A 20,516-nucleotide genomic window follows, 5' to 3' on the forward strand; every position below is an offset into this window, starting at 1 on the left:
GTCGATGTCGTCTGGATCCAGCGTGGAGGATCAGCCCCTTTCGATCGAAGGCCATGAGGGCTTTATCGGGGACTACTATCAGCATCTAGCCGAAGAGGACGCGCGGAGTTATCCGGGAGACGTACTGACCGCACGTGCGGAAGCACACCGGGACGGCGCCGCGGTGCGGAAACCGGGCCATGCAAATATCTCCATCGTTGATGAGGAAGACAGCAGCGTGGTCTTCGTGGTAACCGACGACATGCCCTTCCTTGTAGACTCGGTCAACGCCGAACTGGTCCGGCAGCATGCTGCCATCCGGCTGGTGGTCCACCCCCTTTTCGTGGCCACCCGTAACAGGGAAACGGGCACCCTGGTCGAGGTCAACAAGGTCCCCTCACACCTGGGCATCTCCAGCGGTGATACCGCTGCCATGCCCAACCTGTCCCATCTCATCGCGCAAGGTGAAAACGCCTCGCACATGGAATCATGGATCGCCGTCGAAATAAACCGCGTATCCGATGAAGCCAAGGCAACGCTGCTGGAAGGCCTGCAGCGGGTACTGAGCGATGTCCGTGCAGCGGTTGAAGACTGGCCGCACATGCGCCAAAAGGCGCTGCAGATCGCCGAAAGCCTGGACAAGGTCGCGAATCCGGCGCAAATCGCTGAGCTTAGGCAGGCCCAGGACCTCCTTCGCTGGCTCGACGATGGAAACTTCACCTTCCTCGGTTACCGGGAGTACGACCTGGTCAACGTGGGCGGGGAAGATGTCCTGGAGCTGCGGGAAGACAGCGGCCTGGGATTGCTGCGCGCAGCGGCGGACTCACCCCACATCCAGCACCTCACAGATACAGGCCGGAAAAAAGCACGCGAAAAGCGCGCCCTCGTTATCACCAAGGCAAATTCCCGCTCCACCGTCCACCGGTCGGCATACCTCGACTACATCGGGGTCAAGAGTTTTGACTCTGCAGGTAACGTCAACGGGGAGCGGCGCTTCATTGGTCTCTTCGCCACCAGCGCCTACACCGGCTCCGTCCGTAACATTCCCATCGTCCGGGAGAAGGTCGACGCAGTCCTGAGCAGCGCAGGCTTCCCGCCGGATTCCCACTCAGGAAAGGATCTGCTGGGAATCCTGGAGACATATCCCAGGGACGAACTCTTCCAAATCGAGGTTCCGGACCTTGCCGCCACTGCCCTTGGCATCCAAAAGCTGCAGGAGCGCAGGCGCACCCGGCTTTTCCTGCGGCCTGATATCTATGGCCGGTTTATGTCCGCCGTCGTCTATCTTCCCAGGGACAGGTACACCACCAACGTCCGGCTCCGCATCGAGCAGGAACTGCGCGAGACGTTCCAGGCGGTGTCCATCGACTACGAAGCACGCATGACGGAATCGGCACTCGCGCGGCTGTTCTTCCGTATCCGCCTGCCCAAGGGTGCAGACGTCAGCAACGTCAACGCCGAGGAACTGGAAAAACGGCTGGTGCGTGCCGCCCGCTCCTGGAGCGAAGGCATTGCCGAAGTCCTTCGTGAAGGGCGGGACGTTGCAGAGGCCAAGGAACTGGCAGCCATCTGGTCGGAGGCCTTCCCCGCAAGCTACCGCGTGGATTACGAAGTTGAGGACGCCCTTGAAGACATCGCCCGCTTCGAGAAATACGGCGCGGCGGCGGAGCGGGCTGCCGGTGCCAAGCAGGAACGGCCAGGCGTGCATGTCTACCTCCCGGAGGGGGCGGGGGCAACGCTGGAGGAAGACGCCCGCGTCAAGCTCTACATGCTGGAGCCCAAGAGCCTGAGCCAGATCCTGCCCTTCTTCCATAACCTTGGCCTGGAGGTGCTGGACGAGCGGCCGTTCGAGATCGAGACTGCGGACCGAAGGGATTTCTTCCTTTACGACCTGGGGTTGAAGTACCCCGCGGGGGTTGATCCTGTGTCGACGGGCCAGCTGCTGGCTGATTCCTTCTCCGCTGCTGTTACCGGCGCCGCTGAATCGGATGCCTTTGACAGGCTGGTCCTGCGTGAGGGCCTGCAGTGGCGCCAGATTACGATTCTGCGCGCCTACGCCCGCTACATGCGCCAGATGGGCAATGCCAACTCCTTCGGTTTTATGGCGGACACCCTGCTCGCGAATCCGGACGTGACCAAGGGGCTGAGTGCGCTCTTCGCCGCCCGCTTTGATCCTTCCCTCAACGTCGAAGCACGCCTGGCGGCGCAAACTTCCGTGCATGAAGAATTGGCAGCGGCCATCGAAAAGGTGGCCACGCTCGACGCCGACCGGGTACTGCGGACCTTCGTGAACCTGATCGAGTCCACGCTGCGGACCAACTTTTACCAGTACAAGCCCCACCTCAGCTTCAAACTCGATCCGGCCCGGATTGAGGGGCTGCCTTTCCCCCGCCCCATGTTCGAAATCTGGGTCTATGCACCCCGTGTGGAGGGCGTCCACCTCCGCTTCGGCAAGGTGGCCCGCGGCGGGCTGCGCTGGTCCGACCGCCGCGAGGATTTCCGCACCGAAGTCCTGGGCCTGGTCAAGGCACAGACCGTCAAGAACGCCGTCATCGTGCCCACCGGGGCCAAGGGCGGCTTCTTCGCCAAGCAGCTTCCCGACCCCACCGTTGACCGGTCCGCCTGGATGGCCGAAGGCGTCGAAAGCTACAAGACCTTCATCCGCGGCCTCCTCGACATCACTGACAACCTCGTCACGGAGGGTGACGGCGAAAGGCTGGTGCCGCCGTCGGACGTTATCAGGCACGACGACGACGATTCCTACCTCGTGGTGGCGGCCGACAAGGGAACCGCGACGTTCTCCGACATCGCGAACGGGCTGGCCAAGGAATACGGGTTCTGGCTCGGCGACGCGTTCGCTTCCGGCGGGTCCGTGGGCTACGACCACAAGGCGATGGGCATCACCGCCCGGGGTGCGTGGGAATCCGTGAAGCGCCACTTCAGCGAGCTTGACCTGGACACGCAGACCCAGCCGTTCACAGTGGTGGGAGTGGGTGACATGTCCGGCGACGTGTTCGGCAACGGCATGCTCCTCTCGCGCCACATCCGGCTCCTCGCAGCCTTCGATCACCGCCACATCTTCCTGGACCCCAACCCGGACGAAGAAACCTCCTTCGTGGAGCGGCAGCGGTTGTTCGAGCTGCCGAGGTCATCGTGGGACGACTACAACAAGTCCCTCATCAGCGAAGGCGGCGGAGTGTTCCCCCGCCAAGCGAAATCGATACCCGTTTCCGCCCAGGTACGCGTCGCCCTGGGGCTTCCCGCCGAAACGACGGAACTCAGCCCGCCGGAACTCCTGCGTGCCATCCTGTTGGCTCCGGCCGACCTCCTCTACAACGGCGGCATCGGAACCTACGTCAAGGCGAGCACCGAGTCCAACGCCTCCGTGGGGGACAAAGCCAACGATGCCATCCGCGTTGACGGCAGGGACCTGCGCGTCAAGGTGGTGGGCGAGGGTGGAAACCTGGGCATGACGCAGCGCGGCCGCATCGAGGCAGCCTTGCAGGGGGTCATTCTCAACACCGATGCCATCGACAACTCTGCCGGCGTCGACTGCTCCGACCATGAGGTCAACATCAAGATCTTTGTGGACCGGATGGTTGCGGCAGGGAAGCTGAGCGCCGAAGAGCGCGCCGGCTTCCTCGCATCGATGACTGATGAGGTGGGCCGGCTGGTGCTGGAAGACAACATCGACCAGAACATCCTGCTGCTGAACGACCGTACGCGTGTGGCCGAGTGGAGCCCGAGCTACGAACGGCTGATGGACTGGCTGGAAAAGAAGGCCGACCTGAACCGTGAGCTGGAGGCGCTTCCCACCACGGAGGTGCTGAGGGAGCGGCTGCAGCAGGGGCAGGGCCTGACTTCTCCGGAGCTGTCCGTGCTGGCGGCCTATGCCAAGATCGAGCTGACCTCCGCACTGCGCGACAGCGACCTTGCTGATGACCCCTGGTTCAGGAAGACGCTGCGGGCCTACTTCCCGGAGCAGTTGCGCGAACGGTTTGACGCGGAGCTGGACACCCATCCGCTGCGCCGCGAAATCATCGCAACCGTTGTGGCAAACGACATGATCAACATGGGCGGCATTACGTTCGCGTTCCGGACCATGGAAGAAACGTCGGCCTCCGAGGTTGCTGTCGCCAAGGCGTTCGTTGCCCTGAGGGAGGTTTACGAGCTCGACGTAATGGTCGAGGAACTGAACAGCCTGCCAGCGTCGTTCCCCACCGAGCACTGGAGCACCGTCCACCTGGACATCCGGCGGTTGCTGGACCGTGCTGTCCGCTGGCTGTTGGGGCAGGGCAGCGTCTCCCGGCCTATTGCCAACGTCGTGGGTGAATTCAAACCACTGATGGATCCCATGCGGGCCCGCCTGCTGGACTACCTGCGCGGCGATGACCGGGACAGGGTTGCCAGCTGGCTGGAGAAAGCGCGCGAATGGGAGTTGCCGGACGGACTCGCCCTGCGGTGGGCGGAGCTCTTCGAAAGCTTTGTCCTGCTGGACGTCGCAAAGATCGCCCGCGTCCGCAAAGACCCGGTGGAGGAGATTGCGGCCGTCTACTACACCGTCTTCAACCGGTTCCACGCGGACTCCCTGCTCGAACGTATCAGCAGCCTTCCGCGGCAGGACCGGTGGCAGGCGCTGGCCCGGGCAGCCCTGCGTGATGACCTGTATTCCACCATCTCGGACATGACGACGGCGGTGCTGGACGCCACCGATGCTGCCGACTCCCCGGAGGCGCGGCTGAAGGATTGGGAGGCCCTGAACGCGGAGCAGCTGGCCCGGGCGAAGAGTATGTTTGATGAGGTCAATGCCCTCGAGGCCGACGACATGGCCTCACTGTCGGTAGCATTGAGGCTCTTGAGGTCAATCGTTCGACGCTAGCGAGTCCGGCGTCGCAAATGGAGGTGCAGTGGCAATCTTTACGGACCCCATCAGGGAACATGCTGATTTCGGGCCGGGGGATGCCGAATGGCTGCACCTCCTGGTGGGGGACTGGCAAATGGTCGCGGACCTGGCATTCGCGGACCTGGCGCTCTGGTTCCCCCACCCGGACCACGGGTACGTGGCGCTGGCGCATGTCCGGCCCTCCACCACCCATACAGTGTTCCACGGCGACTTCGTGGGCGAACCGATCCGCTCGGATCTCCAGCCCCTCGTGGACAAGGCCTGGAACAGCCGCTCCATCGAACGCTCCAGCGAAACCAACTGGAGCAGTGACATGGCGTTGCGGGTCGAGGCCGTACCCATGGTCCGGAACGGCCGCACCCTGGCCGTTGTCACCACGCACATGGACCTGTCGAGCTCGCGCATGCCGTCGCGGCTGGAGCTGACGTACCGGCAGTGCGCCTATGACCTTCTGCGGATGGGCACCCTTGGGTTGTGGCCGGACTTCGCGTCACCAACGGGTTCCCGCCGCGGCGCCCCCCGTGTGGGGGACGGGTTGATCAGGCTTGACGCCGAGGGCATCGTCCAGTACGCCAGCCCCAACGGTGTCTCGGCTTTCCGGCGCCTCGGCGACGGTGAATCACTGGAGGGCCGCTCGCTGGCCGAGGTCACTGCGAGCCTGCTCAAGGACCGCCGTATGGTGGACGAAACCTTGCCCCTGGTGGTTACGGGCCGGATGCCCTGGCGCAGCGAAATTGAATCCCGCGGGGTGAGCCTGTCGCTGCGGGCGATCCCGCTGCGTGATGAGCAGCAGCGCTTCGGTGCGCTGGTTCTTTGCCGCGATGTGTCCGAACTGCGCCGGCGGGAGATGGAGTTGGTGACCAAGGACGCCACCATCCGCGAAATCCATCACCGGGTCAAGAACAATTTGCAGACCGTTGCAGCGCTGTTGCGCATGCAGTCCCGCCGCATGGTCAGCGACGAGGCGAAACAGGGACTGGAGCAGGCGATGCGCCGGGTGGCCACCATCGCGCTGGTCCACGAAACCCTGTCCCAGGGCCTGACGCAGAGCGTGGACTTCGATGAGCTGATCGGGCGGCAGTTCCGGCTGTCCGCTGAAGTAGCCTCGCCATCGCAGCAGGTGCGGACCGAGCGTTCGGGCATGTTCGGCGAGCTGCCCAGTGACTTCGCCACTCCGCTGGCGCTGGTCATCAATGAACTGGTTACCAACGCAGTTGAGCATGGCCTTGAGGGGCGGACGGGCACAGTGTGGCTTCTGGCTGACCGTTCCGAAGGCGACGACGGAGAGGAGCTGACGGTCACCATTGCCGATGACGGCGTGGGCCTGCCCGACACACCCCATGTTGAGGGCCTGGGGCTGCAGATCGTGCGCACCTTGGTGACCAGCGAACTCGGCGGCACCATTCAGTGGCAGCCGCGCGAGGGCGGCGGTACTGCCGTTCAGATACGGCTCAGCCTGGCCGCGAAGTAGGACACCGAAAGGCCCTGGCGGCAACCTTGCAGGTTGCGGCCAGGGCCTTTTGGTGTTTCAGCTTATGCCTGCGTGCCTGATGGAATCAGGAAGCCCGGCGGGCGCGCGCTGCCCGTCGCTTCAGGGCGCGGCGCTCGTCTTCGCTCATCCCGCCCCAGACGCCGGCGTCCTGGCCCGACTCGAGAGCCCACTGCAGGCAGGTGTCCACTACCGGGCACCGACGGCAGACGCTTTTCGCTTCCTCAATCTGCAGGAGCGCCGGGCCTGTGTTCCCTACGGGGAAGAACAGTTCCGGGTCCTTTTCGAGGCACGCTGCGCGGTTACGCCAATCCATGCTGATCAGTTGCTCCATTTCTGGGAAAAGCCCTTTGTGAAATTATTCACTAGTAGCTACAAAGGAAAGGGGCCCGGCAGGGCCCCGTTGGTCATCTGAATCAAGCCTGTCATGTTAACGCTGTGTAAACAAGGGGTAATAAGGCTTGAAATCCCGGGAACGCTGAGCGATACGTCACAGTGGCGGTACTGGCCCTCACCACTGTCCGACTATGTCCGGTAGGGTGCGAGTGTGTCAAGAGCCCCTGTATACCCTACTGACCCGCCGAACCCTTCGGAAGGCCATAACCCGGAGCAGCCGGCGGACGCTGCCCTCCCGGCACGGCCGGCAGCTGTCCTCGTGGTGGCACTGATTGTGGCGGTGGAGGCGACAGCCCTGCTGTTGGCTGCTGCCTGGTACGGCTACCAGTTGGCAGCAGGCAGCCCTGTTCTTTCGTTCTGGGGTGCAGTGTTCACCCTTGCGCTGCTTCTGGCCTTTTCAGCCTGGCTCTATTCGGTTGCGGTGTTCCTTTACCGTGGTTATCGATGGACCAGGGCAGCCGCGTTGGTGGCCCAGTTGTTCGTTCTGACCATCGGATTTCCCACGCTGACCGGTGGTCTTCCTTTGGCTGGATTGGCGATGCTGGTCCCCGCTGCCACGGCAATCGTGCTTCTGTTCCACAATAAAGTCATCAGCTTCGCGTCCCGTACCGGAAGCGCGACGCCGGCCCTCTGATGCCCGCGCCGGGTACCTCTTCTGGTCTGGCCACTGCTCCTGATTCCCTTGGGGAGCCTGACCCCGGCCCGTGGCAGGTGGGGCTCACTGCCCGGCCCAGCCCGCCTGGATGCTCCGCGCGACGCCTTGCGCGATGAGGATTCCCCTGCCCGGTGGTGCACCGGCCTCCACCTCGAACCGGACACCGAAGAGATCACCATCGGACAGGGAACGGGGTGCAAGCAGGAGGCCGGTGCCCGCCGAACGGGAGCGCATGACCAGTGGCACGCGCTGCAGGAGCATTGGGCTGTAGGTCGCTGTAAGGACGACTGGGTGCCCCAGGGCATTGAAATCCGACAAGTCCCGGATGGCTTCGGCGGGGAGAAGGTCGGCGTCATCGACCAGCGCCACCGTACCCTTTGGTGTTTCACCTGCTGCAGCGGTGGCAAGCGATCGTTCCCAGAAGTCGCGGAGGTCGGTGCCATCCTGGGGACAGAGCCATTGGAGGCTTTCGGAATTCATGACCGGCAGGGCGCGAAGGAAGTTGCTTTTCCCTGCGCCCGGACCACCCAGGACACTGAACACCCCTGCCGGCTGCAGCCTGCAGAAGGTTGGCTCAAGTTCATCACCGCCAATGCCAATGAGGATGTCCTGCAACCCGGTGCCACCCCGAGTGCGTTGCGATGTGCCCAACTCCGTCAGGTCCTGTGCGCCGGGGCCTGAAAGTCTCATTGCCCTTAATTTCGAGGCTGGCACAAGCGCCGGAAGTTGTTGAATCCGGAAGGGGCGTTTGGCCAGTCGACTCGCCGCCCTTTCCCGGTTCTCCCGGCCGTTCATCCTCTCAACGCACTCCGGGCCATCCACCCCCTCGACCCTTTTTGGGACGCAGGCCGCCGCTCGCGAATCCCGGTGCTGCTGGTTGTACAGCTGGCAAACGGCAGGCACTGCTCCGGCCATCGGACCGAACACCACGGCGCGCCCCTTAAGCTCCTCAGTGGCCGGCATTCGTGGCCATGCAATTCGGCTGTCCGCGTTGGAACCGGCGGGGAAGTAGAAGCGGTTGGGAAATGCCGACAGTGCCCTGGAGTTGACGAGGTCACGATCGCCGGCGGCAATCACGATAATCCCTGCCTGCCTGCCATCACGGGCCAGGTCCTGGACGAGATCTTCGGCCCAGGCCAAAGGACCGGCCCGGAATGCGGAAACCCAGGAACCCCATCCGGAGATGATGAGCACCAAGGGCACTTCGCCTTGGCCGCCACCTTGGCCCAACCGGCGTGCCAACTCTTTCTTTAGGCGCTCGAGTACCCGGACGGCCCGCCGCAGTTCATGCACGCCTGCATGTGCGCCAATGGCGGGGTGCCCGGCCAAAGTCAGGAAAGTACCACCCGCATCCAGGATGTAGCCGTGTGCTTCGACTGGGCTGAGTAGCAACTGCATCACAGCCACCTCGAGGGCTTCCGTGGCACCGGAAGACGGAGTACCGATGAGGGCAAGGTGACTGTCCTTGGCCGGATGCCACGTAAGGGGTACCACTCTTTGTTTCTCCGGCAGGTCGAGCAGTCCGAGCGTAAGCGACCATTCGCCGCTCCTGTGGTTGTCTCCTGGAGATGCCGCAGTGGCTTCGGGAAGCGCAGACAGGTGCGAAGGGAGGGGAGGGGCAACCGGCAGTCTCGGCGGTGGTCCCTTCAGTTCACACCACAGATCACGAACCATTGCCACCAGCGGGGCTGCCGCCTCAGCGGGTGTTTGTCCGGACGGGAAGCGAGCTTCTGGCGCGCCCCCCTCAGCTGAGGCAAGGCAGTCCACGGCGAGCTCTACCTTGACGGTACCCGCAGGGCGGGACGCCCCGTGGATTCTTCCTACGGATGCGGTCTGGAATTCCTGGGGAGCCTCCGTGCCGCGCGCCAGGAAGGCCCGCCCGGGCGCATCAACGCTGATGCCGGCGGCAGCTTTGGAGTTGATGATGTCTGTGGACTCCATCTCCGATTGCACCCTCAGGGCAATGCTTGAGGTGACATTCGCCCGTATATCCGCAGTGAGGGCCCCCTGTGGCCGTTGGGTGGCCATGACCAGATGAATTCCAAGCGAACGCCCAATTGCCGCGATCCGCAGTAGCTCGCGGAGTACATCCGGGGCATCATCCACGAGCATGCGGAACTCATCGATGACGATGACCAGATGGGGGAGTGGGAAGTTCTGTGAAGCGCCGGTGGATCGGTATGCGGCGAGGTCCGGGACCAGGGCGGAAGCGAGAGCCTCCTCGCGCAAACGGATTTCCGCGCGGAGGGAAGTAAGGGTGCGTTCGAGTTCGTGCGTGGACAAGTCGGTCAGCAGCCCGACACAGTGGACCAGTTCCGTGAGGGGACCGAGCCCGGAGCCGCCCTTGAAATCGACGAAGAGGAAATTTACCCGGTCCGGTGGGTGACTGAGCGCCAAAGCCAAGGTTAGGGTCCGGAGCAGCTCAGATTTGCCGGAGCCGGTTGTGCCCGCGACCAGCAGGTGGGGGCCGTCGGCCTGGAGGTCCAGGGTGCGTGCTCCCTTGGAACTGAGCCCCAGCGGAACATGCAGGCCGTGGTTCCGGGCGCTCGCTTTCCATCGGGCAGCAGTGTGGGGCGGAAAGAGCGACAGCACCTCCGGGAGTGAACAGGCAATGGGGACAGCCGCCTCCTCGTTATCGCGCCGTTCCGGATGCACGGCCAGCCGTCTGCAGAAATTCATGAATACTTCTTCCGGTGCCAGATCCGGGACGAATGCAACGTCGCCGGCCACGAGCCGCAGGAGGGATTTCCGCTCGGTAAGTTCCACATCGCAGGTGCCGGCGCTTTCTGCAGTCGAAAACTTCAGGACCTGCCAACCGAGTGCCGCCGCAGTTTCGCCAGCGGTGCCGGCGTCGTCCTCTGCAGTGGAAGTTGAAAGCAGCAGGAGTGCGCCGTGTTGGTAGGCCCGCCCAAAGCCCTCATTGAGGATGGGAACTATGTCGGCCGCAGAAGTGGTGAGAGTGGCGCCGGGCAAGTACCGGGCAGCCAAAGGAAGGCGACCTGCTTCGCCGTAAATGACGATTCGTGTGCCGCGGCCTCGAGGGTAGCCTGCAAGCTGCATTAGAAGGGACCGGATGAGGCCATCAGCCACCTGGTCTGAACCGTGAAATGTTGTGAACATTGCCGGATCCAAGGTCACGGGAACCGCGTCCAGGCAGGGAGGGCTCACCCATGAGGTAGCGGGCTCGACTTTCACGTTGGCTGGCTGCGGGGTTTCCCCGAGCCGCAGCCAAACCCCGCCCTCGCCAGGGGAACCGGCGGTGGTGCCCTGGTTTTGAGTTACGGCCAGCGCAAGGATCGCCAGGGACGGGCCGGACCGTCGTCGTCGTTCCCGGTCTTCTGCCACGGCGGCTGCGACGGCTTTTGCGAGGTCATGGCGCTGCCGCCGTCCCGAGGCGAGAGGGACAAGGACGGATACTGCCGAGGCGGCGGCAAAGGCCAGGAACATCCACATGCCGGTGATCACGGCGAGTCCTATCCCGATCAGTAGGGGAAGAACTGCCGTCAACAGGAGCAACCCCCTATTGCCTGTGTCCGTTCGGCCTGAAATGATAAGGGGCTGCTGGGTGGAAGTCCCGGCGTCGGCCAGCGTTTTGCCAGTCAGGTCCATAAAAACCAGCGACATCGTTGTGTTGCCGCACCGGATGCTTGACTCAGTGGAAACAATGGCGTTGCGGACCCGTTCGCCGTCGACGTGGATGCCGTTGGCGCTGTCCAGGTCAATGATCATGATGTCCGTCTCGGTGACGACGAGGCGGGCGTGTTCGCGGGAAAGTTCGGGGTCGGGGATCACGATGCGGGTTCCGCTCCGGCCGATTGTGTAGGAGCCTCGCCGCAACGGCACTACCGTGCCCGCCCCGACGCCGGTATGGACCGCCAGGGCGAGCTGGGCGTCGTCACCAGGCATCCGTCGTCGCGCCTTCAGTGCCGTTCGCTGGCAAGCCCCATCCACGAGAATGGCACCGTTCACCAGTGGGGCCGTGCCCACGTTCATGGAAGCGATGTCTTTGCCCTGGATGGAGATCGGACCCGTCCCGAACTTATGGATCAGTTGGTCATGAATGTCCGCTCCGGTGGTCCCTTCGGGCGCATTGATGGTCAGTTCGAGTGGAGATTCCTGCCGCCCGGACCCCGGGCTGCGGACGAGTGTGCAATGGAGTTTCATCGGTACAGATCCTCACGGCCTTTGAGCCCACGCTAGTGAGCGGAACGCCGCGCCGGTTGAAGGAGTTTCCGTATGTGGACAACGCGACGGGCACCCCGATGCGGGCCTGGCCGCAAGCTGCCACCGTCGTGCCGCTCCTAAAGGTGGAGTGCCGCATGGCTGGTTGCGGCGATCCTTGATTCGACGGGCGCCGTGATGCCTCGGGTAGGCTAGAGCAGCAGACAATGCGCACCATTGCGCTGCCCGCATTCGAACCAGGAGATTTTGTGACCGCTGACCTCGTCATCGTAGGGTCCGGCTTTTTTGGCCTGACAATTGCAGAACAGGCCGCCACTGAGCTCGGCTTGAAGGTCGTTGTCCTCGACCGCCGCCACCACATCGGCGGCAATGCCTACAGCGAAAAGGAAGAACAGACAGGTATCGAGGTGCACCGCTATGGTGCCCACCTGTTCCACACGTCCAACGAGCGTGTGTGGGAGTACGTCAACCGGTTCACTACCTTCACGAACTACGTTCACAAGGTATACGGCGTGCACAAGGGCGAGGTCTACTCCCTGCCGATCAACCTGGCTACCATCAATCAGTTTTTCCGCGCCAACCTCACGCCAGGCCAGGCCCGCGACCTCATCCAGGAACAGGCTGGCGAGCTTGCCGGAACCGACCCGCAGAACCTCAACGACAAGGGCATCCAGCTTATTGGCCGCCCGCTGTACGAGGCTTTCATCAAGCACTACACGGGCAAGCAGTGGCAGACGGATCCCAAGGACCTGCCCGCCGGCATCATCTCCCGGCTCCCGGTGCGCTACAACTATGACAACCGGTACTTCAACGACAAGTTTGAGGGCCTGCCGACGAACGGCTACACGGCGTGGATTGAGAAGATGGCGCAGCACCCGAACATCGAGGTGCGCCTGAACACCGACTTCTTCGACGAGTCACACGAATACAGCAAAAACAAAGTTGTCGGCAACATCCCCGTGGTCTACACGGGCCCCGTTGACCGCTACTTCGACTACGCCGAGGGCGACCTCTCCTGGCGCACCATCGACTTTGAGGAAGAAGTTCTGGAGGTCGGGGACTTCCAGGGAACTTCTGTAGTGAACTACAACGACGAGGACGTGCCCTACACCCGCGTCATCGAACCCCGCCACTTTCACCCGGAGCGCGATTACCAGACGGAGAAGACCGTCATCATGCGCGAATTTTCGCGGTTTGCGGAGAAGGGCGACGAGCCGTACTACCCGATTAATACTTCCGCAGACCGGGACCGGTTGCTCAAGTATCGCGACCTTGCGGCAGCGGAGAAGGACGTTCTGTTCGGTGGGCGCCTGGGCACGTACAAGTACCTTGACATGCATATGGCCATAGGCTCTGCACTGAGCATGTTCGACAACAAGATCCGGCCGCACTACGAAAGCGGCGTAATGCTGGTAAGTGGAGGCGTGGACGCATGAGTGTCTCGACCGAAAGCAAGAAGAAGAACGCTTCTCAGGCTCAAGTGGAGGGCACCCGCAGCGAATGGCAAACGCTGCAGCGCGTAATTCTGCCCAGTGCCAGCCAGATGGATACCGTACCCCTGTACATGGACATGGGAACCGCAACCGGTATCCAGTTGCCCACCGTAGGTGACCGGGACGGAAAGCCTACTAAATCGAGGGCTTTCAGCAGCCCGGCGAAGGAGGCTCACGTTGAGGACTTCCTTTCGCGGCACTCGACGTCTGTCCGCTCAGGCGAGCGGGTGTCTTTCGGCAGTTACTTCAACGCATTCCCTGCCAGCTACTGGCGGCGTTGGACGACTGTGGACAAGATCCGACTGCAGGTCCGGACCCAAGGCGCCGGTTCGGTCATCGTTTACAAGTCCAACGCCCGGGGCTCCCTGCAGCGCGTGGACACCCGCCGGGTCGAGGGCATTGCAGATAACTACTTTGAGCTCTCGCTTGCGCCGTTTGGCGACGGCGGCTGGTACTGGTTTGACCTGCTTGCCGGCACCGAGCCGCTCATCATGCTCGACGCCGAGTGGCAGGGGCCAGCGGCAATAAGCAAGCCGGGATCTGTCACCCTGCAGATCACCACGCTGAACAAGACTGACTTTTGCCTGAACAATCTTCGACTTCTTGCGGAAAGCGAGGAGGCGCTTGAGCACGTTCAAGAGATCCTCATTGTCGACCAGGGAACACAGAAACTTTCGGATGCCGACGGCTTCGACGACGTCAAAAAATCGTTGAACGGAAAACTCCGTATTATCAACCAGTCCAACCTCGGCGGGTCCGGCGGGTTTGCGCGTGGCATGTTCGAGGCTGTGGAGAACGGCAGCGACTACGTGCTGCTGATGGACGATGACGTCGTCGTGGAACCTGAAAGCATCATTCGACTGCTCACCTTTGCCGACCGTTGCAAAACTCCTACGCTCGTCGGCGGGCACATGTTCGACCTGTACAACCGAACGGTTCTGCACACGTTCGGCGAGGTTGTGAACCCCTACAGGTTCCAGCCTTCGCTTCCCAGTGACGACATGATCCTCGGACATGACTTCCTGTCATCCAACCTTCGCCAGACGTCCTGGCTGCACCGGCGATGCGATGTGGATTACAACGGCTGGTGGATGTGCCTGATCCCCACCAAGGTGATCCAGGAAATCGGACTTTCGCTGCCTCTGTTCATCAAGTGGGACGATTCCGAATACGGACTCCGGGCCAAAGCGGCCGGCTACCCTACAGTGTCGCTGCCAGGCTCGGCCGTGTGGCATGTTTCATGGATTGACAAAGACGATCTCGTGGGCTGGCAGGCATACTTCCATGCCCGGAACAGGGTAGTGGCGGCCCTCCTGCACAGCCCCTACGAGTTCGGTGGCCGCGTGATCAAGGAATCCCAGTACGCTGACGTGAAGCATCTGGTTTCCATGCAATATGCAACGGCGCAGGGCCGTCAGTGGGCTTTGGAAGATGTACTGAAGGGTCCGGCCGGACTGCCGGATCTGCTGCCGTCGAAACTGCCGGAGATCCGCGAAATGATGTCAGGCCACTCAGACGCGGTATTCCGTCCGGATCCTGAAGACTTCCCTGCTCCCAAGATGGACAAGCCACCCCGCCGTGGGCACGGGCCCTCCCAGCCGTCGAAGGTTACCCTGCTGCCGTGGGCAGCCAAGACGGTAGTGCGGCAACTGGCCAGCCCGGTCAAGGGGACGAGCGCGGAGAGGCCCCAAACGACCGTCGCGCACCAGGATAACCGCTGGTGGCGCATGGCCCAGTACGACAGTGCCGTGGTCTCAAACGCAGAAGGCACGGGTGCGTCCTGGTATCGGCGTGATCCCAAGCAGCTTAGGACCATGCTGGCAGACAGCGCCCGCCTTCATGCCGCTTTGCTCAAGGAATGGCCCGCCCTCAGCAAGAAATACAAGTCCGCGTTGCGTGACCTTACTTCCATTGAATCCTGGAGGAAGACGTTCGAGCAGCACACTCAGAACGAGATCAAGTGAGCGCTATTTTCCCCGACGAACTCAAAAGTCCTGGTCTCGGAGGTGGACTCCGCGATATCAGGCAGTCGAGTTTCTTGCTCAAGCTGTTGGTGAGGAAAGAACTCAAGGTTAGGTACCGCGGTTCGGTACTGGGCTTGCTCTGGTCCTACGTGAAGCCTGGAGTGCAGTTTATTGTCTTCTATGTAGCCTTGGGCGTGTTCCTTGGGTTGGAGCGCAGCCCACGGAACCCGGAGGGTTTGGCCAACTACGCTGTCTACCTTTTTTCGGGCATTGTTCTGATCAACTTCTTTTCTGAGGCTCTGGGAAACGCGGCCAGGTCCATAGTTAACAATGGGAACTTGATCAAAAAAATCTACCTTCCCCGAGAGCTGTTTCCAGTAGCGTCTGTGTGGGTGTCAGCGGTTCACTTCTTTCCGCAGTTGGTGGTGCTGGTCATAGGCTGCATCTTCGCCGGCTGGCAGCCGAACGTCGTTCAGCTGCTTGCCGCCGTTGCAGGGTTTCTCATTGTGGGAATGCTCGCCACAGGACTAGGTCTTTTGTTCGGCGCCGCCAATGTCTACTTCAGGGACTCGGAAAACCTTGTGGACATGTTGTTGATGGTGGCCACGTGGGCTTCGCCCGTTATGTACGCCTGGACCATGGTTCATGAAAAGCTCGGCAACACCGGGTATGCGATTTACCAGGCGAACCCAATCACCATCGGCGTGGAACTTTTTCACTACGCTTTTTGGTTCCCCACTACGGACCGAACCGTTGCCATGCCGCCGGACCTGTTTAGTTTCTGGTTGCCTGTTGGGCTGGGCGTCGCTCTGGCCGTGGTGGTACTCGGGCAATATACGTTCAGACGGCTTGAGGGCCGCTTCGCGCAGGAGCTGTAAGTGGTAAACGCAATAGAAGTTTCTGACGTCAGTAAGCAGTTCGTGCTGCGGCACACCCGTTCCATTAAGGAAGCCGTTGTGTGGCTGGCGAAAGGCCGTAAGGGCGACCTGTCGGAGAAGTTCCACGCATTGAAGAACGTCTCCGTCGACGTCAAAACCGGGGAGACGGTAGCGCTACTGGGCCTGAATGGCTCCGGCAAGTCGACATTGCTAAAACATATTTCCGGCGTGATGTTGCCTGATTCCGGGACTGTCCGGACGCGGGGAAGAGTAGCCGGGCTCATCGAGGTGGGCGCCGGCTTCCATCCTGACCTTTCCGGCCGTGACAATGTGTTTCTGAACGGCGCAATTCTGGGAATGACGGAGCAGCAGGTCAAGGAGCGCTTCGACGATATCGTCGAATTCTCGGAGATCGGGCAATTCATCGATACTGAAGTCAAGTTTTACTCTTCGGGGATGTACCTCAGGTTGGCCTTCTCGGTTGCGGTGCACACCGACCCCGAGGTGTTCCTCATCGACGAGATCCTCGCGGTGGGTGATGAGCCCTTCCAGCGGAAATGCATCGATAAGATTCAAGAGTTGGCGCGCGACGGGAAGACGCTTGTGGTCGTGAGTCATGATTTGGATTTGGTTTCCCGTCTATGCGACCGGGGAATCCTCTTGGAGCACGGCAATGTGAAGTTTGATGGACCAATCCACGAGGCCGTTTCGATTCTGCGTGCCTGACTCTTCCCCCGGCGAACAAAATTGGTTCGCCGATGATTAGCGTCTTTTTTATGTCATAGCTAGTGGCACACCGTGCCGCGCCGGCAGTGTGCCACTAAACTTTCGGAGGATTTTTGTCCTGGTTCGATGAAGCCCCACAGTTTGTCCTGGCAGCGGCTTTGCTGTTCGTCCCGGGGCTCGCGGTGGCAGTTGCAGCCAGGCTCCGGGGATTCCGCACTTTTGCGGTGGCGCCCGGTATCAGCGTGTCAGTGGTGGCCATTTCCGCGATCGGCGCTCCGTTTGTCGGAATTCCCTGGTCGCTACTGCCCGTTGTCGTCGTAACGGCAATCGTGGCCGGGCTCGCCTTTGCTGCTTCAGTCGTAGCGGGGAAGGGCGCGAAGCTCCACCTTGAGGCTGGCAAGAGCTCAAGGTGGCTCGTGGGTTCATCGTTGTTGGCCGTTGTTCTCGCTGCCTTTCTGATCTCACGCCGGCTGACGAATGCCATTGGTCAGCCGGATTCTTTCTCACAAACTTTCGACAATGTCTTCCACCTCAATGCGATCCGCTACATCCTCGACACGGGCTCCGGGTCGTCGCTCACGCTGAACGCGATGACAGGAGCGGCGTCCTACCCGGCAGCCTGGCACGACCTCGTTTCGCTTCTAATCAGTATTAATGGAGGCGGAATACCGGAGTCTGTAAACGTCATCAACATTGTCGTGGCAGCCATTGTCTGGCCGCTTGGCTGCATCTATCTCGCCCAGATGGTCTGGGGAAGTCGTCCGGCAGTCCTCCTTTCAGCCGGTGTCCTGTCAGCGGCCTTCGGCGCTTTCCCCATTTCGTTGCTTGACTTCGGCGTACTGTACCCAAATTTCCTTGCCGTTGCGCTCTTGCCGCTTGTTGTAGCCATCTCGCTGGAAGTGATCAATCTGTCCGCGGTGACAATTCATTCCAGGGTCATCGCGGGACTTGTTCTGCTGGCCGTCCTCCCAGGCCTTGCCTTGGCCCATCCCAGTGCGGCAATGGCCTGGATTGCGATGATGGCAGTCCCAGCGGCATACGTTTACGCCCGACTTCTGGTGCGCACGCTGACGTCAGTGCCCGGACGGACCCGCTTAATATCTTCCGCGAGTTGGAGTGCGGTCGCGGTTATCGCCGTCGTCGTTGTGCGCATTCTGTGGGACACTGTCCGGCCACCGGCGGAGGCTGCTTTCTGGCCACCCGTTGAAAGCAGCGGCCAAGCTATCGGCGAAGTACTCGCCAGTTCAGCGATCGGACGCCCGGTGGCATGGGCCGTCATGGCTTTGACTGTCATCGGGATCTTCGTGATCATCAGGTCTGGCAGCCAGGTGTGGTTTCTGGGTACCTATGCTGCGGTGGCTTTCCTCTTCATCGTGGTCAGTTCCTTTCCAGCAGATGAATTCCGGACTTACTGGACGGGTATCTGGTATAACGATCCGCCGAGGCTTGCGGCACTGTTGCCGATGGTTACGATTCCGCTTGCCTGCCGTGGTGCAGTCTTCATCTGGGAACTCCTGCTCCAAGGCTTCATGCGGGGCGTGGAGGTTTGGCAGCTGAAGCGTTCAGGCGGTTCAGACAGGCCAGTCAAAAAGGGAGGATCTGTGCGGCCGGACCTTTACATCGCGGTTGCTGGACTTCTTGTTGTGTTGGCCCTGGGCGCTGCCACACAGCGGGGGAGCGTTCGCCAAGCCCAGGACTCCCTGGCCGGCTCCTACCGGCTATCCGCCGACTCGCCCCTGATCTCCAGCGATGAACTGCAGCTGATCGACCGCCTTCCAGAAGAGGTACCGGCTGATGCCGTCATGGTGGGGAACCCTTGGAACGGCAGCTCCCTGGCGTATGCCCTTGCGGACCGAAAACTCATCCAGCTGCACATCCTGAGCGCTGTTCCCGAGGGAACCTCCCCACTCCTCAACGGTCCCGTTCCCTCTGCTGATGACCCAATTGTGTGTTCAGCAGTGGATCGTTTGAATATCGATTACATCCTCGATTTCGGGCATCGTGAAGTGCATGGCAGGGACAGCGGATATAAGGGGTTGGATAGCCTGATTGCTTCAGGTATGGCCACCCTGAAGGATTCCGAGGGTGAGGCCAAACTTTACAAATTGCGCTTGTGTGCGGCGTCATAGGCCGAGCTCCGAAGGCGGCAACTCGCCGAGTTCGGTGACTTGCACCTGTAACTACCCATGAGACAGGCTTTTAATAGAAGCCCTTAGGCACAAGCCGTGAATGTACTGCGGTTCATCATTTTCGGCGCTTTTCCTTGCCTCCCGCGTCGGGCTTCGGGGGAGGCCTTGGGCTGTTCATTGGCGAAACTCCTGAAGCAATCGCCTGATATATGTGTATCGCTGGTACGGCGCGGTCTTGAAGACTGTCTCCAAAGGTTGCCCACTAGTATCGCCCACTGCGGTGATCACCCAACTCGCATTCGAGTAGGCAAAACTCGCCAGCCAGGCTCGCCGCCGCGAGGTTTGCTCCGCAGTCCCTTTTGCGGGTCCTTCGAGCTATCGGTGTGTCGAAAGGTGGCGTCGCAGGACTCGGATTTGGAAAAGGGCAACGGCAACTTCAGAAATAGCCATGCCCCAAATGACTCCGGAGACGCCAAGAAGGAGGGCTCCGGCCACTATAAGGGGAGTGCCCAAGGCGGCGCCTACAATCGTCGAGGCCGCCAGATCGCGCCCCCTGCCGATTGCTACGAGGCACGCCAGGCCAATGATTTGCGAGACTGCCACTGCAGCAAAGCTGACACCGACGGGAAGGCTTAGGTCGTAACCAAAATTGGTCGATTCCCGAACAAGGACCTGGGCAGCCGCCGGACCCAGCCATGCCAGGCAGGCTCCCCCAAGGAGCCCAAGCAGCGGGGCCAGTTGAAATGCTCTCCTCATGCGGTGTTTAAGGGACTCACTTCCTCCCTCGGGTATCCAGCCTTGGACAAACTGCAGCACAGGTGAGAAGGCCGTTACGGCAAACCGGAACAGTCGGTCAGCAATTGCGTAGCTGCCCAGCTGCGCCGGTATGAAAGTGTTTACCACCAGCATGGGGAGATTGACGTAGAAGCTTCCTGTTGCGGCCGTGATAACCCCATGGCGTTGCATGGCCATCTGCTTCAGCGAGTTGCTGAGGGCGAAATTGGCCTTTAGGTGATGGCCTTGGCGAAAGATAATGGCGGCGCTCATGAAGACGGCAGCGAGGTTGAAGGCAAGTTGCGTAACGATCATCAGCGTGAAGTTTCCCGTCATGACGAGTACGCCAAGGCCCGTCACAGTACCAAGTAGCTGGGGGAGCGCATCAAACAGGAAAAGCCGGAGCGGGCGGCCTTCCCCCACGAAGTACCAGGAGGCGCCCAGAAATGGCAAGAGATAGGCCACGGATGCGACGGAAACGAACACTGCTTCCGCAGGCCTTAGTGCGGTCATTAAGAGGATCATGAGCGGTGCAGCAACTAGCAGCAAGTAGGCCCGGGTGACGAAGGAATCAAGGAAAAGCTGAGGCCGCAGCGCTGCTGTTGTCGAGGCTACAAGACCTGGACCAACGGTTCCCCAGCCGAAGGCAACCAGGACACCGAACAAGGTCGCTTGTGACTGCACGAGAACCTGAACAGCCCAGGCGTCCGCCCCTACAACGCTGGTGATGACAGGGATAGCCAGCAGCCCCACTATTGTGCCTGCCCCCACGGTGAGGGCGAAGGTCCCCAGCCTCAGGAGAGCGGACATGATGGCTTTCATGAGGCGAAGATCCGTCCTTTCGTATCGTGGCTCAGGGGTAACACCAAAGTCTCCAGCTTAGAGCAGCCAGAAGCCGGTCGCGCCGGAGGCGCGGCCCGTTCGACTAAGCTGTATTGGTAACTCGCA

11 protein-coding genes are annotated in these 20,516 nt (G+C 61.4%); 8 read left to right on the plus strand and 3 right to left on the minus strand.

The window, feature by feature from the left end:
* Positions 1-4: 4 nt before the first annotated feature.
* Positions 5-4,858: an NAD-glutamate dehydrogenase gene (locus tag M1D32_RS07350; protein WP_458781611.1), complete on the plus strand. Its 4,854-nt coding sequence runs from the start codon at positions 5-7 to the stop codon at positions 4,856-4,858.
* Positions 4,859-4,886: 28 nt separating this feature from the next.
* The gene (locus M1D32_RS07355; protein WP_458781612.1) at positions 4,887-6,353 is read left to right on the plus strand and encodes a sensor histidine kinase; all 1,467 of its coding nucleotides are present in this window, start codon (positions 4,887-4,889) and stop codon (positions 6,351-6,353) included.
* An 85-nt stretch (positions 6,354-6,438) separates the two neighbouring features.
* Here M1D32_RS07355 and M1D32_RS07360 read toward each other — a convergent pair whose 3' ends face one another.
* Entirely contained in the window at positions 6,439-6,687 is a 249-nt protein-coding gene (locus tag M1D32_RS07360) for a WhiB family transcriptional regulator (protein WP_015937605.1), read from the minus strand.
* A gap of 339 nt (positions 6,688-7,026) precedes the next feature.
* On the opposite strand from M1D32_RS07360, the gene M1D32_RS07365 reads away from it, so the two are divergent.
* Positions 7,027-7,401: a hypothetical protein gene (locus M1D32_RS07365; protein WP_458782126.1), complete on the plus strand. Its 375-nt coding sequence runs from the start codon at positions 7,027-7,029 to the stop codon at positions 7,399-7,401.
* Between the two features lie 84 nt (positions 7,402-7,485).
* Here the strand turns inward: M1D32_RS07365 and M1D32_RS07370 are convergent, their stop codons facing one another.
* On the minus strand, positions 7,486-11,586 hold the full coding sequence (locus M1D32_RS07370) for an FtsK/SpoIIIE domain-containing protein (RefSeq protein WP_458781613.1): 4,101 nt from the start codon (positions 11,584-11,586) through the stop codon (positions 7,486-7,488).
* Positions 11,587-11,852: 266 nt separating this feature from the next.
* Here M1D32_RS07370 and glf point away from each other — a divergent pair, with 266 nt between their 5' ends.
* The 5 genes from glf to M1D32_RS07395 all read left to right on the plus strand — a co-directional run bounded on the left by glf (position 11,853) and on the right by M1D32_RS07395 (position 18,794).
* Entirely contained in the window at positions 11,853-13,040 is a 1,188-nt protein-coding gene (glf, locus tag M1D32_RS07375) for a UDP-galactopyranose mutase (protein ID WP_458781614.1), read from the plus strand.
* Complete coding sequence (locus M1D32_RS07380) at positions 13,037-15,061, plus strand: glycosyltransferase (RefSeq protein ID WP_458781615.1); 2,025 nt, start codon at positions 13,037-13,039, stop codon at positions 15,059-15,061. Before glf ends, M1D32_RS07380 begins: the two co-directional genes overlap by 4 nt.
* Positions 15,058-15,939, plus strand: coding sequence for an ABC transporter permease (locus M1D32_RS07385; protein ID WP_458781616.1), 882 nt, complete (start codon positions 15,058-15,060; stop codon positions 15,937-15,939). Before M1D32_RS07380 ends, M1D32_RS07385 begins: the two co-directional genes overlap by 4 nt.
* The gene (locus M1D32_RS07390) at positions 15,940-16,665 is read left to right on the plus strand and encodes an ABC transporter ATP-binding protein (RefSeq protein WP_458781617.1); all 726 of its coding nucleotides are present in this window, start codon (positions 15,940-15,942) and stop codon (positions 16,663-16,665) included.
* Between the two features lie 113 nt (positions 16,666-16,778).
* Positions 16,779-18,794 (plus strand): DUF6541 family protein, encoded by a 2,016-nt coding sequence (locus tag M1D32_RS07395; RefSeq protein WP_458781618.1) that lies wholly within the window; start codon positions 16,779-16,781, stop codon positions 18,792-18,794.
* Positions 18,795-19,169: 375 nt separating this feature from the next.
* On the opposite strand, the gene M1D32_RS07400 is transcribed toward M1D32_RS07395, so the two are convergent.
* Entirely contained in the window at positions 19,170-20,321 is a 1,152-nt protein-coding gene (locus M1D32_RS07400) for a polysaccharide biosynthesis protein (protein ID WP_458781619.1), read from the minus strand.
* Between the last annotated feature and the right edge of the window lie 195 nt (positions 20,322-20,516).

It is taken from the genome of Arthrobacter sp. D3-16 (genome assembly GCF_054408515.1).

What these genes read in the sequence shown, in the direction of transcription:
- M1D32_RS07350 (WP_458781611.1), top strand. Translation starts at nt 5, where the DNA reads ATGTCGTCTGGATCCAGCGTGGAGGATCAGCCCCTTTCGATCGAAGGC.
- M1D32_RS07360 (WP_015937605.1), bottom strand. Translation starts at nt 6,687, where the DNA reads ATGGATTGGCGTAACCGCGCAGCGTGCCTCGAAAAGGACCCGGAACTG.
- M1D32_RS07370 (WP_458781613.1), bottom strand. Translation starts at nt 11,586, where the DNA reads ATGAAACTCCATTGCACACTCGTCCGCAGCCCGGGGTCCGGGCGGCAG.
- M1D32_RS07380 (WP_458781615.1), top strand. Translation starts at nt 13,037, where the DNA reads ATGAGTGTCTCGACCGAAAGCAAGAAGAAGAACGCTTCTCAGGCTCAA.